At 69.7% G+C, this 12,872-nt stretch carries 12 protein-coding genes; 1 reads left to right on the forward strand and 11 read right to left on the reverse strand.

The window, feature by feature from the left end:
• The 9 genes from CCL05_RS08410 to CCL05_RS08450 form a co-directional block, all read right to left on the reverse strand.
• On the reverse strand, nucleotides 1-311 hold a 311-nt coding region (locus CCL05_RS08410), incomplete at its 3' end, for a hypothetical protein (RefSeq protein WP_425275901.1).
• A 21-nt stretch (nucleotides 312-332) separates the two neighbouring features.
• A complete protein-coding gene (locus CCL05_RS08415) occupies nucleotides 333-1,217 on the reverse strand; it encodes a hypothetical protein (protein WP_086559865.1) in 885 nt (294 codons plus the stop codon).
• A gap of 41 nt (nucleotides 1,218-1,258) precedes the next feature.
• Nucleotides 1,259-3,049, reverse strand: a complete 1,791-nt coding sequence (locus CCL05_RS08420) for a major capsid protein (RefSeq protein ID WP_086559866.1) — start codon at nucleotides 3,047-3,049, stop codon at nucleotides 1,259-1,261.
• 176 nt (nucleotides 3,050-3,225) lie between these two features.
• The gene (locus CCL05_RS08425; RefSeq protein ID WP_086559867.1) at nucleotides 3,226-6,342 is read right to left on the reverse strand and encodes a hypothetical protein; all 3,117 of its coding nucleotides are present in this window, start codon (nucleotides 6,340-6,342) and stop codon (nucleotides 3,226-3,228) included.
• The gene (locus CCL05_RS08430) at nucleotides 6,326-8,173 is read right to left on the reverse strand and encodes a phage portal protein (protein WP_086559868.1); all 1,848 of its coding nucleotides are present in this window, start codon (nucleotides 8,171-8,173) and stop codon (nucleotides 6,326-6,328) included. The genes CCL05_RS08425 and CCL05_RS08430 overlap by 17 nt, the downstream gene beginning before the upstream one ends.
• Before the next feature lie 73 nt (nucleotides 8,174-8,246).
• On the reverse strand, nucleotides 8,247-8,978 hold the full coding sequence (locus tag CCL05_RS08435) for a GP88 family protein (RefSeq protein WP_086559869.1): 732 nt from the start codon (nucleotides 8,976-8,978) through the stop codon (nucleotides 8,247-8,249).
• 200 nt (nucleotides 8,979-9,178) lie between these two features.
• Complete coding sequence (locus CCL05_RS08440; protein ID WP_143589837.1) at nucleotides 9,179-10,183, reverse strand: MvdC/MvdD family ATP grasp protein; 1,005 nt, start codon at nucleotides 10,181-10,183, stop codon at nucleotides 9,179-9,181.
• Nucleotides 10,184-10,185: 2 nt separating this feature from the next.
• Nucleotides 10,186-10,458 carry a hypothetical protein gene (locus CCL05_RS08445; protein ID WP_086559871.1) on the reverse strand — a complete coding sequence of 91 codons (273 nt, stop codon included), beginning with the start codon at nucleotides 10,456-10,458 and terminating at the stop codon, nucleotides 10,186-10,188.
• A 363-nt stretch (nucleotides 10,459-10,821) separates the two neighbouring features.
• On the reverse strand, nucleotides 10,822-11,499 hold the full coding sequence (locus CCL05_RS08450) for a GntR family transcriptional regulator (RefSeq protein ID WP_086559872.1): 678 nt from the start codon (nucleotides 11,497-11,499) through the stop codon (nucleotides 10,822-10,824).
• Between the two features lie 153 nt (nucleotides 11,500-11,652).
• Here CCL05_RS08450 and CCL05_RS08455 point away from each other — a divergent pair, with 153 nt between their 5' ends.
• Nucleotides 11,653-12,033 (forward strand): hypothetical protein, encoded by a 381-nt coding sequence (locus tag CCL05_RS08455; protein ID WP_086559873.1) that lies wholly within the window; start codon nucleotides 11,653-11,655, stop codon nucleotides 12,031-12,033.
• 64 nt (nucleotides 12,034-12,097) lie between these two features.
• Here CCL05_RS08455 and CCL05_RS08460 read toward each other — a convergent pair whose 3' ends face one another.
• Entirely contained in the window at nucleotides 12,098-12,325 is a 228-nt protein-coding gene (locus CCL05_RS08460) for a hypothetical protein (protein WP_086559874.1), read from the reverse strand.
• A complete protein-coding gene (locus CCL05_RS08465; RefSeq protein ID WP_086559875.1) occupies nucleotides 12,322-12,828 on the reverse strand; it encodes a hypothetical protein in 507 nt (168 codons plus the stop codon). Before CCL05_RS08465 ends, CCL05_RS08460 begins: the two co-directional genes overlap by 4 nt.
• Between the last annotated feature and the right edge of the window lie 44 nt (nucleotides 12,829-12,872).

Genomic DNA, 12,872 nt, shown 5'->3' on the forward strand with positions numbered 1-12,872 from the left:
CCGGCACCGTTGACGGTCAGCTCCCGTGCGCTCGCGAGGTAGGCCACGCCGGTCGTGTTGATCTCACAGAAGTCGATGGTCAGCTGCATTCGCTTGAGGACGGGGTCGTCCTTCTGGTTCACGCACGGTGTGCCGTCCGCCGTCCTCTCGAAGAACTCCTCACCGTCCTCATACTGCGGCTCCATTTGCACCTGCACAAAGCCCTTGGTCACGACGACCAGGGATCCGGTGCCGGTGACCGGATTGCCGCAGGCGTCCACGCGCACGATGCGGGCGTGTGTGCCCTTGATCGCGGTGGCGGCCGAGGCCACGGTTGCTACCACTGTTCACCCCTAACTGGGTACGCCGAGAGTCATCAAGGCTGCGAGATGCGCGCACTCCCAGCCGAACAGGTACGTGCGGGATGCCTGCTTGCGGACGGTGTTGGTGGACCGGTCGAACGTGCCCGGGAAGTCCCGCACCGCCACGTCCGAGCGGTAGCCGAACAGGGCGCCGGTGGCATAGATCCACGCAGACCCCGACGGCGGGACCGCGCCGTCGGGACCCGTCCCGGTGTACCCGGCCGCCGCGACGATCAGGTTCCCGCCGGGAGTCCGCAGCACTCCGTCGTCCTCGCGGACCAGGCTCCGGGCTTTCAGAGTGGCCAGGGCAGCCACCGGCACGTGCACCGCGCCGAGGCCGCCGTACTGCTCGGCGAGCGCCCCGTCCAGGCGGCCGATCGCCACGGCGGCGTCGTCAGTCGCCGCCAGCACGGTGTCGGCGCCGGTCTGGAGCCGGATGCCCTGCGGGTCGTCCAGCGGATCGTCGGCGGCCAGGTGCGGCCACACGGTGGTCTGTCCGCCAGCTTGCCCGGTCCAGAACGCCCGACTGACCTGGAATGCCTCGCTGCGGGCGAGGGCCTCGGCCGCCTGGTCCACGTCCGGCAGACCGATCAGCGAGCAGTCGAACGCGGCGTACACCGTGAACGCGGTCGCGCCCCGGTCCACACCGCTCGCCGTGGGTTCCAGCGGCGGCGCGGCCGGGACGGCCCCGTCCGTGCCGGTGACGGCGATGCACTCGTCCGCGTAGGTCGTCTGCGCTCCGCCGCACCAGTCCGTCCAGGTCACGCCCTGCTGCCAGTGCGGGCCCGGCTGGGCCGGGTGCTGTGCCGCGTCCCACAGGGCGTTGGGGAGCGCGACGAAGTCCGGCCCGTCGACTATGCCCCGGATACCGGCCACGCGGTCACGCTCCCTTCACGTCCTGCTCGTTCACCGGCGGATCAGATCTGCGCGGCTGCGGCAATACCGGCCGTGCCCGCACCGTTGACGTTGAAGGACGCCCGGTACAGGCGGGACTCGTGGCCCACCTTGGCGACCAGGTGCGCCTCCTCGGCCCACAGGGCCGTGTGGTCGTTCTCCGCGTTCAGTGCGCTGTCGCGGATGACGCCCAGGTCGAGCTGGAGCCCGTTGCCGTGCAGGAAGGTGCCGGCGGCGTACATCATCATGTCGACGCTGGTCGGCCAGGCCGTCATGTTCGCGGACGTCCGGCCGAACTGGCCCGTGCCGCGCACCTGCCAGTCGGAGACGAACTGCGGGCGTACGGCCCGATCGGTGAACCACGCGGTGATCTGCGCGTCCGAGACGCTCTCGCGCTCCACCGAAGTCCGCCAGGCGAGGTCCGCCCGGATGACGGCGAGGGTCCAGCGCGGCAGGACGATCTCCAGGACCGCGTCCTCGCGCATGGCGAACTTGGAGCGGTAGTCGATCGCCGCCAGCTCAACGCTGTTGAGGATCGTCTGCGTCGCCGGGGAGGTGCCGCCGACGGCGATCGCCGACGTCGACCGGGCGACCATGAGGGAGATCAGCCGGGCGTTGATGACGTGCGCGTAGGCGGCACGCAGCAGCCGGATGAAGTTGGCCGTGGCCTCGGGGTACGCGTCGTCGGTCAGGTTACCGGCGGTCAGCGAGATGCCGTATGCCTCAAGCCGCGTCTCGTCGAACGTCGGGCACGGAACCCTCAGCGTGGGCTTGTTCACCGAGCCGGTGACGGTGGCGATGTCGTCGGCCTCGGTCCACAGCCACGGGTCGGAGGCGTTGGAGAACGTCACGCCGAAGCCGCCGAAGCCGCTCGCCGGGTTGGAGCCGGCGTTCTGGAAGAACACCTCACCGATGGACGGGGACACCGGGTAGCGGATGCCGCCACGGGAGACGCCGACGGTCGGCAGGTCGATCAAGCCCACCGGAGTGTCGGCGATGTTGAAGAAGTCGTAGGTGACCTCGCTCGGAGCGCACCAGCCACCTCCGGCGAGCAGAGCGTCCGCCTGGCCGCGCTGCTGCGTCATGGAGTGCCACAGCTCCTCCACCGTGGAGGCGGAGGTGCGGTCGTCCACCGTGTGCTCGAACTGGTTGCGCAGTGAGGCGACGAGGTGACGCGGGGCGCCCCGGTCGCCGTACTGCGTGGTCGGCACGGCCTTCGCCTTGGAGCGGAAGGCCTCGCTCAGGGCCTCCAGCGTCGGCAGGCTCTGCCCGGCGCCGACGCCGGGGATGTCCACCGACGCGGTGATGGCGACAGTCGCCGTACCCGGGGCCTTGGCCTGCGGGGCGTGCTCGCGCACCTGGGACAGGGAGGCCACACGCTTGCGGACAGCCTCGGGCCCCTGCTCGCCGAACAGGATGGAAGCGACGCCCTTGGCAGTGGCCTCGGTCAGCGCGGCGAGGTCAACCCGTCCGCCGGCGGTGGTGACGGGGACGGTGCCCTCGCCCCCGTCACCGGCTGCGCCGTCCTCACCGACGTGCACGGACTGGCGCAGCAGCGCCATGCGCCGGGTCGCCTCCTGCTGGGCGGTGGCCTGCTCCTCCTCCGCGCGGACCGCGCGCACGCGCAGCTCGGCGCGGATGCGGTCCAGGTCGCGCGTCAGGCGCTCGCTGTAGGTGATGTGTTCGGGGGTGATGTGCTGAAGACCCGAGACGCGGTCGAACTCCGCGACGGCGTTGGTCTCCAGCTCGCGCAGCTCCGCCTCGCCCACCAGGGAGAGGTCGTCAGGTGCGGTGAAAAGCTCCGGCTCCGGCACTGAAACCTCCGTGGGAGTGGCCGAGATCAAGTCGGCGGGCAAGGTACACACGAACGGCCGAATCGCCAAAAGCCACACAGGCTCTGACGATCCGGCCGTCGGTGCTGGTCAGCCGCCGATCGGCGCCGGGGGTGGCGGCGGGGGCGGGGGCTGCTTGTTACAGCCGCACATGTCGATCACTCCTCTCCGTGGACTTTGCGGGACAGGGCGGTGAGGACGCGGCGGTAGGCCCACTGGTCCAGTTCGTCTTCGCTAAGGCCCTCGGAGAGCTGCGGAATACCCGCCGCGACGAGGGCGAGCTGCTGGCCGGACGTCAGATGCGTCTTCAACTTGGGTACCGGGAAACCCGGCACGTTCACGGCGAGCAGGCCTACCAGGCGCAGGTTGCCGCCGATGCGGCGCCAGTCGCCGGAGACCTGGCCGGCCGCGCGCAGCTCGTGGATGCGCGACTCGGGCGTGCCGTGACGGATCGACCCGGCGACCCAGATGCCGTGCGCGTCGTTGCCCACGGCGACGTCCGCCACGGCGGCGCCGGTGTTGTCGTAGTGGTCGGCCGCCGCGCGGTAGCCGTAGGACAGCGGTGCGTGCCCGGTACCAACGGTGATCTGGCCGACGCCGACGGACGCGCCGTCCTCCGTCCACACGTTGCCGGTCATGAAGTAGGGGTGGGCCTCCTCGTGCGGCGGGGTGACGCAGACGCCCTCCTGCCCGATGTGGCACGTGCCCCACAGCGCGGCGTGCCCGTACACCCGGCCCTCCGGGGTGACGGTGATCCCGGTGGGGACCGACAGGCCCGGGTTGGAGAACCATCCGGCCGGCGGGCGCAGCGGGGCGTCCACCGTCAAGGTGCGAGCCCTCGGGACCCGCGTCTCACGTACCGCGCCGATGGGCTCGCCGCCCGCGACGACCGCGCCCTCCTCGTCGAGCAGTGCGATGTACGCCTCCGCGAACGCGGGGATGTCTACGAGCGTCGCCGCGCGGATGCGGCCCTTGTTGAACACCACCTTCTCCGGGCTCGCGAACAGCATGTCGAACGGGTCAGGGCCCTCGCCGTCGGCGTCCGGGTCGGCGGGCCACACCAACTCCATGTCGGCGTCCTTGATGGAGTCGACATCCACGGACACGCCGCGCAGGAACTGGCCTTTGATCTTGCCGTGAACGGTGCGACCGTCCTCGGTGGACAGGTCCAGCACCCCCTCACCCATGACCAGGCCGCCGTCCTCGCGCCACACCTTGTCGATGCGGCCGACGTTGACTGCCACGGTGTGCGGCTCACCGCCGTGGCTGTCCTCCTTGTTCCAGCGCAGCGGCAGCGGCAGGTCAGCCCAGGTGAGCGCCTCGGGCTTGAACTCGCGGCCGTCCCCGGTCTCGATGCCCTCCACGGTGAGCGGGCCACGCCACGGCGCGGTCTCCCCAGCACCCATCTCACTGACCGGCGGACCCGCCACCTTCTCGGCGTCGGCCGCCGCGCCGTGCGCCAGGGTTTCCGGGCCGTGTTCGCCGCGCAGCGCCTGAGTGCTCCCGGCCGCCTGCTCAGGGATCGGCACGCACTCGCCGCTGTCCTCGTCCAGCTCCATGCCGGGCGGGCACTGCTTCTCCTCGGCCGCAGCCTGGTTCTCCTTGAGCCGCTTGTCCTTCGGCGTGCCGGGGTTCGGCTCGCCCTTGCTCAGGGCCTCGTTCGTCTCGGTCGCGCTCGTCACGGTCTGGTCTCCCTCCGCCGCGTACAGCGCGGCCAGTTGATCGTCGGCGTCGCTCTCGTTCGCGTGGCAGCCGGACACCTCTCCGTCGGAGTCCTTCACCACCGCCCAGGGCTTGTCGTTCGGGCATTCCGAGTGTCCGTGGACCTTGTGCCAGGGCATGGCGTCGTCCTCCTTTGCCGGGTCTGCGCTTGCCGTGGTTGCGGACCTGCGGACCTCTTGCCAGACGGCGACGATGAAGCCCCGGCAGGCGTTGCCGTACCGGGCGCCGGTGCAGTCCCGGTAACCCATCACCGGGTACTCCGCCACGGCAGCGTCCAGCGTGGTGAATGTGCGGCCGTCGACGCCCTTGCACGGCTCGCACGTGCGGCCGTCCAGGATCTCCGAGGCGACGTAGCTGGACGCGGGCGGTGCGGCGTCCATCACCGCGTTGCGCCCGGCGTTCTGCGCGGCCGTCATCGCCTGGCCCACGGCGGCTCGCACACTGGTGCCATCCACCGTGGCCAGTTCGCGGTCGACCTCGGCGGCTATCTGTGCGGGAGGCCGGTTCGAGCGCAGCAGCCCGGACAGCTTGCGCTTGGCAGCCGTCAGCAGCGCGCCGGACATCAGGTCGCTGGTGAGTTCCGCGACGGAGGCCAGCAGGCGCCGGCCGGCGAGCGCCGCTGTCACAGCGTCGTCCTCGTCGTCGGGCAGCGACCAGTCCGGCACCCGCACGCCCTGCGCTTCGGCTTCGCGCTGGCAGGCTCGGCCCGCCTTGACCGCGAACTCCTCCATGAGGCTGAGCAGCGTCCCGGCGGCGGCCTGCCGGTCCAGGGAGAGCTCCAGCAGCGAGTCCAGGTCGTCGTCAGCGAGGTCCCGGGTGATCTGCTGACGCAGGTCCAGGCGCCATGCGGCCGTCGTGGACGCGAGCGTCTGCACCGCCCGGTTTGTCGCGGTCTCCCACTCGCGGTGCACCGAGGCGAAGTCGGCGCGCGAGGCCACCTCCAGCTCGGTCGGCTCCCGGCGCAGCGGCCCGGCGGCGGCTGTCACTGCCTCGCCGGTCAACGGGATGTCGTGGTCCTCGTCGCCGAAGCTGACCCGGATCCGGTCGAACGTCACGGGCCCCAGGCGCTGCTCCAACTCGGGGAGGAACGACGGATCACCGCTGTACGCCGCGCAGATATGGGCGACCCAGGGTGTGTGCGGATCAGGGACGTCCAGGGCCGTGGCCCACACGGCTTCCTCGGCCATCTCGTGGGCGGCCTCCAGGGACACGCCGTCGGGCATGTCGCCCACGGACCACACCCAGGACGGTTCATCACCGTCGCCGTTCCAGTGCGCCGCCCCGAACACCTTGGACGTGATCGACGGCAGATCCTGGCTGAGCATCCGCATCTCTTCCACCAGGGCCGCACGCGCGTCGGAGTCGTGCGCGTCGGTCTTGCCCAGATAGCGCAGCGTGCAGTGCAGCTCGTCAGCCGGCTCGCCGCCGGGTATCGCGAGGCGTTCAGCGTCCTCGGCCGTCGGCATGAGGGCGATCATGCAGCCCTGCGTGTGCGAGCCGTCGGCGGCGGCCGTCAGGACCGGCGGGTGCTGGTGGTCAGTGCGCGGGGGCATGGCCGTTCACCGCCCTCGGCACCAGCGACGTGGAGATCATGGCCGTGGTGTCCGCGTAGGGGCTGCGGCCGTCGAGCACCAGCCGACCGAAGGCGTCCAGGTGGCACAGGTACGTCCCGCTGCCTCCCGGCCGTACGGACGGAGCCGCCGTGGCGACCGCGTGCGTGAACGGGCATGAATACTCGTGTTCTCCGCACAGGGCCGGGTGGAGCAGGTCCCACCGGCCGGCCGCTCCGACCCGGAGCATGTGCTGGGTTCGGGCCTGCTGAACGAGGCGCTGCGCCCGTTCCGCCGTGGCGCGCTGCGGCTCGGGCGGTCCGGTCTGGTCCTGCGTCGCCGGCGGGGGTTCCTCGCCCGGGGCCGACCTCGCCGGCGCGGCTCCCTCGGCAGACTGTGACCCCTCGGGCGGCGGGGTGTCGCCTTGCTGCACGGCTTCGGCGGTGCCAGGGTCCTGCGGGGAGACCGGGACGATCTGCGGGACGTCCTCGCCGATGAGCTGCGCGAGGGCGGAGGCGGCGCCGGACGGCAGGGTCTTGATGATGACCTTCAGAGCCTGAACCTTCAGCTCCTCATCGCTGGGCTTGTCGTCCTCGTCGAACCCCAGCTCCCGGCGGTACGCCGCGCCGGATATCTCCAGCCGGTCGTACGCCAGGGTCGCGTTGCCGCTGCGGTCCGGGCTCAGGGCCAGTTCGCTCATGTCGTACCAGACGACCCACGCCTCCGGGTCTTCGCCGGAGGCTTCCAACCGGGGCTGGAGGTAGCCGCGCGTGAGGGCGTCGCAGATCAGCTCGGCGATGGGGGCGATGTGCGTCTTGAGCCCGGATTCCTCCAACTGCCAGGCGCCCCAGTGGTTCACGTCGCCCATGCCCAGGAGGATCTCGGCCGGCATGTCCAGCTTGGTGGCGAGGCGCTTGATCGCGCTGTCCCGCCGTTCGATGACCTTGTCGTCGATCTTGAGGGTGAAGTCGACGTGCTTGACCTTCTCGATCGCCTCGGCCGGGCCGACCAGCGGGATGGGCACTACGGCGGAAGCCGTACCGGGGTTCTCGATGGCGGCGGCCGCAATGGCGATCCACTCCGCCATCAGGGGGTTGTCCTCCTCCTCGAACTCCTCGCGCACCGGGAACGACAGCTCGTCAGGCAGCAGCAGGAGGCCGGCGGAGGCGAGGCGGGACAGGTACTCGGCTGCGATCTTCCGGTTGACCAACTCCAGCTCCCGCATGACCTCCCGGGCGCTGCGGGCCGGGGAGTCGGCCATGTGGAAGTAGCGGTCATGGGGCCGCCAGACACGGACGACGTGGTGCTCCGGGGCGAGGTCGCGCCAGTCCTGGCCGGTGACGGCGCTCTCCTCATCCATCACCTGGTACTTGCCCGACTGCACGCGGATCTCGTCCACCGAGCGGACCTGCCAGCGCTCCCGTTTTCCGTCCTGCTCACCGACCAGGTAGCCCTCGCCCGGGAGGGAGAGCTGGACCGTGAGCCGCCTCATGATCTGCGACTGGCCGGCGACGCCCCCGCCGAACAGCATCATGAGGTCGGCAGCGGTGCCGCTGGTGACAATCTCGGGCTCGTCGGTGTCCGGCTGGAGCCGGGCTGCGCGCAGACGCACCCGGGACAGCATGTTCGCCAGCCAGCCCACGCCGTAGTTGAACTCGCCGAGAGTGTCGTGGAAGCGCCAGACCTCGGCCTGCCACTTCTCGGTCTGGCGCAGGAACTTGGTCTCTGGGCCGGGCGGCTCAGCGGCGGCGGCCGTCAGCGCTTCGGGTGGTGTCTGCGGCAGCGGAGCAGGCCCCTGGGCCACGCGCCCCCGGAACACGTCGTACCACGGCATACAGCCCTCCCCGGCTCGGATCGGGGGCATGGTAGCCGCGATCATCCGAATGACCGTTTTCACGGCATACCGGCTACGGGCGGCCAGGGTGGTACTGCTTGCCGGGGCCGCGCCGCCGGTTGTCGCGCTGCTCTTGCAACTCGCCGAAGCTGGCCAAGCCCTGACGCTTGCGCAAGTGGCGGATGTTGTTGGCGGGGATGCCGACCTTGGGAGGGCCGTAGATGGCCAGCAGGTCGGACTCCTCTTGCGAGGTGTAGCCGGCGGCCTTCATTGCCTCCTCGTCGGTGAAGACGTCGGCGTGCCGGTCGTGTTCGCGGTCGACGAGGTGATCCTGCTTGCCGCCGAGGGAGTAGCACCAATGGAAGTTCACCGGCGGGTCCGGTTCCACCAGCTCCTTGAACAGCGCGACTTCCTTGGTGTACGCGTAGAAGGTCGCGGCGGGCACCACGCGGATGATGCGCAGCCAGGCATCCAGGTACTCACGGCTGAGGAAGTCCCCGCTGTCGTGGATGCGGACGTGGCAGCCCCGGTAGCGCGGGTGGTTCAGCTCCGACTCCATCCTCCACTCCCAGCCGCGCAGGTCGTCCAGGATCATCGTGAGGTTGCGCTCGTGCGCGGCGAGGACGCCGGAGAAGCGGTAGGTCCCTGACCTGGCGTAACACAACTTGGCGCAGGAGCTGGCCGAGGGGCACGTGTTGTACGTCCGGCCGTCGGGCAGCCGGCCCGCCCACGCGGGCAGAGACCAGTTGTAGATGTCCTCGCGGCGCAGCTCGCTGTTCTGGCGGAGCAGCCATTCCCGGGGCATCCGCGTCTCCCCTCAGCAGCCGTTCGCGCGTGAGCCCCGCTGGCCACCACACCGGCGGGGCTCACGCATCCCTGTGCACCCTGACCCGAGGAAGTCGGATGAACGCGGGGCACTGTACGTCGAAAGGTTGATTCCGCCTACTCACACACGAAGGCCCCGGAGCATCACGCTCCGGGGCCCGGTGAGGGTAGCGATGCTGCTCAGCCGTCGGCCGCGCGGCGCCACGCCGTCCCGGAAGAAGCGCGGTGGCCGCCGCCGGGGGTGTAGACGTGAGTCGCCAGAGCGGTCTGGACGAGGTGGTCGGAGATGGCCCGTGAGATGACCATGCCGGTGGCGGTCTCCACGAAACCGAACTGGCCTGCCGGGTTGGCTTCCAGGAACCACCACGTGCCGTTGTGGTCGACGGCGAAGTCCAGCGCCGCGTACTCCAGGCCCAGCTCACGCATGAGTTTCTGGACCTTCTGGTTCAGGGGCAGGCTGATGCCCACAGCCTCGAAAGTCAGGTCTTTCTCTGGTGCAGCCCGCCAGTCCAGTGCGTCGTTGGACGTGACCTTGCACGGGAACGCCCTGTCCCCGACCACGGTCAGACGGACGTCGTACGCCTTGTCCACCAGCTTCTGGAAGTAACAGACGGTCTGACGCACGCTGTCCTCCGCCGCCCCGATCTCCTCGGCAGTCACCAGCCGCGCCTGGACGAACCGGTCGGGGTGCGCGAGGAGCGTCTTGCACACCACCTGGCCGTCCTGCTCCCTGGCGAACGCGGCAGCCTGGACGGGGTCGTTGGTGTACAGCGCCGACGGGGTCCGGAAGCCCAGCGACGCCGCTAACTTCAGTTGCCGGGGTCCCGGCCGGGCCGCTTGGGCCCGGCGCGGGTGGTTGACCCACAGCACGTCATCGAGACCGTAAAGGAAGTCCTCCAGGATGGTCCTGGACTCCCCCTCCGCCCAACTACCGGGGAGGTTCGGGTGCCACCAGAAGACGGACACGACCGACTGCGAGAGCGTGGTGCGGTGCTCATCCTCGATCCTGAACCTCAAGGGTTCGTCGTCCGAGAAGCCGGTCATCCTCAACAGGCCCGGTCGCGCGAGGTCGGCCGGGTCGATGCGGTGGATGTCGACCCCGCGTTCCTGGATCTGCCGTATCACGAGGTCGGCACTCAAGTCGTCGGGTGCAGTGACGACGAGCACTGTGGGTGGATGAGGCATGGTCAGTCGTCGTCCTTCTTGAGTCCCGTGGAGTTGTGGGTCATCGTCGGCCCGAACAGCGCGTGCGGGGCATGGGCGAAGTCGTCGTCCTTCTTGAATCCCTTGCTGTTGTGGGTCATCGTCGTGGCCTGGACGTCGGCGACGTCCACCACGGCCTCTCCGCTGGTGATCACGTTGAGCTGGCGGAGCCGGTCGTAGGAGAACGGCGGCGTACGGTCGGCGGGAGGCGTCGGCACCTCGGTGAGAAGCGCGAACGGGGTAGATGCGGCGGTCATGGAGGGATCCTTCGGGCGTCGGGTGTGAGCCTAGCGCCGGACAGGCGCCAGGTTGGGCGGACGAGCGGGGTAACTCCGAAGGTGCCTGGGCCTGCGGCTCCAAGGTCACCCGATCGCGTAGTTCAGCCCGACTGCACCGTGGCCGTCGATCGTCAGCATGTGGTTCCTCGGTCTCTGGTCACTGGTCTATGGTCGGCCTACGCCGGGTTCCATTCTGGCAACATCTCGGAGGCTGCGGCAGGTCGCTGACCAGCCATTTCGAGGAGACCGCGAGGGGCGCCCCATCCGACTCTGTAGCCCTGCCCGACATCACGAAGGCCCCGGAGCATCGAACTCCGGGGCCTAAGATGGCGGTCAAAACGCTCAGGTAAGGACGAGAGGGTGGCCGGGCGCGTACGCGCTCTCGCCGACACCGATCACCGTATTGCCTGTCACGTAGACGCTCCGCATCACCAGCACGTCGCGGTCGGCGTCCAGGCCGAACGCCTCCCGCTCCTCCAGTGTCGTGGTGCGGACGTCCACGGTCTTGGAGGCCACCTTGACCGGGTTGCCGGAACGGTCCTGGTAGAGGGCCTGCCATGTGGGATCGCAGGCCTGGGGCTCGTCGATCTCCGGCACGACGTCGGCAACAGCGATGCGCACCCACGACTGCGATGCCTGGACGACCTCGTCCCCGCGATTCACGGTGCGAACGCGGTTCACGCACTCGTCCTCCCCGAGATGATCCGCGACCCAATCCGGGGCCTGTACGCGCTCGCTGCGCAGGTGGTGGATCGTCTCGCCAGCCTGCGTGATGCCCGCGATGCGCTTCTCGCCCGCGATGAGCCGGCGCCGGTCGGCGACGAAGACGCCCCGCCCCTGCTGGGACGTCACGTAGCCCTCGGCTTTCAGCAACGCGATGCCGCGATAGACGGCGTTGTCGCTGATCATGAACTGCTTCTCCAGAGCCGAGGTGGGCGGCAGCCGGTCGCCCGGCTTCAGAGTTCCCAGGTCAATACGTGCTTTCAGGTAGTCGACCATGCGCTTCACAGTGCCAGCCATCGGGGTCTCCTCGGGTCTTCCTATCGGATGCGGTTGACGGTACCGGACCGCTGCTCTAACTTCCTACAGGAGGGACACTTCCTGTAGGAAGCCTCACATGGGTATCCCCATGAATTCGATAAATCACACACGCGCTTGACCACGGAGGACCGCATGGCCGCCACCATCGCTCTGCCCGCCACTGTCGAGATCGCCGACCGCGCGGCGGAGATTCACGCGGCCTGGACGGCCGACCCGGATCTGCCGGCCGTCGCTGGGAGCATGGCCGACGCCGTCCGCGTACTGGCCGTGCGCGCGGCCGTGCACGAGGCGACCGGCGACGAGCGGGCGGCGGCGCTCGCGGCCCCGGTGGCGGTGGAGCTGTCCGCGATGCTGGTGGAACGCCAGTTCCCGCAGGTACACGATGTGATGAAACGGACCGGTCATCGGTTCATCGCCGGCGAGGCGGGCACCCGCTGGCAGCCTGGCGACTACGCCCACCAGGCCTACGTCGGAGCCTTCGGCCCGGTAGGCGGGCGGCACTGGACGGTGTAACGCGCCGAGCACGACGAAGCCCCGGGACCTGTGGTGGAGTCCCGGGGCTTCGTCGTGTCTGAGGTCAAGCCCCGTACTCCGCTTGGGCTTCGGCGGCCTTCTCCCGCACGGCCGCAAGGAAGTCCTCTACGTCCTCCAGGGCCACGCGCACGAGTTCACCGCCCGCGTCCATCACCGGAGTCATATCGACGGCCGGGCGCCCGTCCTTGTCCCGCGCGGCGCTGATCTCGATGCCGTCGCCAGACTCGTCCGTGTACGTGATGCACTTTCCGTGCCGGGTCAACCCGCTCATAGGGCAGCCTCGGGGACCGCCTCGGGGACAATCTCCCTGGCCCTCACGGCTTGGCCCATCGGGACGTCCGTGTCGCTGTGCAGGTCGCACGAGAACCGGTCGCACGGCCGTCCGAGGTCAGCCTGACGGGCGTAGTGCGCTTCCCGCCCGGCCTTCAGCCAGTCGTCGCCGTCGGTGTACTCCGGGTTCCACGCGGTCCAACTATCCAGGGCCTTAGCCAGGTGCGGCCCGTCGTAGAACTCGCTGTAGCCGAACATCGCGATGTGGTCGACCCAGGACGTCCGGCTGGACTCGTAGGCCCGGCGGCTCATGTCGTGGCCGCTGCTCGGGTTGATGTCGTCCAGGTCCACGCCCCGGGCGACGCACAGAGCTATGCGCGCATCGTCCATGTCGGTGCGCTGCTCCACACCAGCCACGGTCCGCAGGTCGTCCTTGCCTCGGGCGAGGCTGAACATGCGCAGCGTGGCCCGGCTGCGCATCCTGTCGGCGTCAGTGCGTCCCATCTCTTCCTCGTTCCTTGGTCGGTACGGCGAAGCCCCGGGACGTG

The organism is Streptomyces africanus (genome assembly GCF_002150735.1).
Lineage (GTDB): Bacteria > Actinomycetota > Actinomycetes > Streptomycetales > Streptomycetaceae > Streptomyces > Streptomyces africanus.

Excerpts from the sequence above, each read along its gene's own strand:
- CCL05_RS08425 (WP_086559867.1), bottom strand. The coding sequence starts at position 6,342 with ATGCCCCCGCGCACTGACCACCAGCACCCGCCGGTCCTGACGGCCGCC.
- CCL05_RS08430 (WP_086559868.1), bottom strand. The coding sequence starts at position 8,173 with ATGCCGTGGTACGACGTGTTCCGGGGGCGCGTGGCCCAGGGGCCTGCT.
- CCL05_RS08435 (WP_086559869.1), bottom strand. The coding sequence starts at position 8,978 with ATGCCCCGGGAATGGCTGCTCCGCCAGAACAGCGAGCTGCGCCGCGAG.
- CCL05_RS08440 (WP_143589837.1), bottom strand. The coding sequence starts at position 10,183 with ATGCCTCATCCACCCACAGTGCTCGTCGTCACTGCACCCGACGACTTG.
- CCL05_RS08445 (WP_086559871.1), bottom strand. The coding sequence starts at position 10,458 with ATGACCGCCGCATCTACCCCGTTCGCGCTTCTCACCGAGGTGCCGACG.
- CCL05_RS08450 (WP_086559872.1), bottom strand. The coding sequence starts at position 11,499 with ATGGCTGGCACTGTGAAGCGCATGGTCGACTACCTGAAAGCACGTATT.
- CCL05_RS08455 (WP_086559873.1), top strand. The coding sequence starts at position 11,653 with ATGGCCGCCACCATCGCTCTGCCCGCCACTGTCGAGATCGCCGACCGC.
- CCL05_RS08460 (WP_086559874.1), bottom strand. The coding sequence starts at position 12,325 with ATGAGCGGGTTGACCCGGCACGGAAAGTGCATCACGTACACGGACGAG.
- CCL05_RS08465 (WP_086559875.1), bottom strand. The coding sequence starts at position 12,828 with ATGGGACGCACTGACGCCGACAGGATGCGCAGCCGGGCCACGCTGCGC.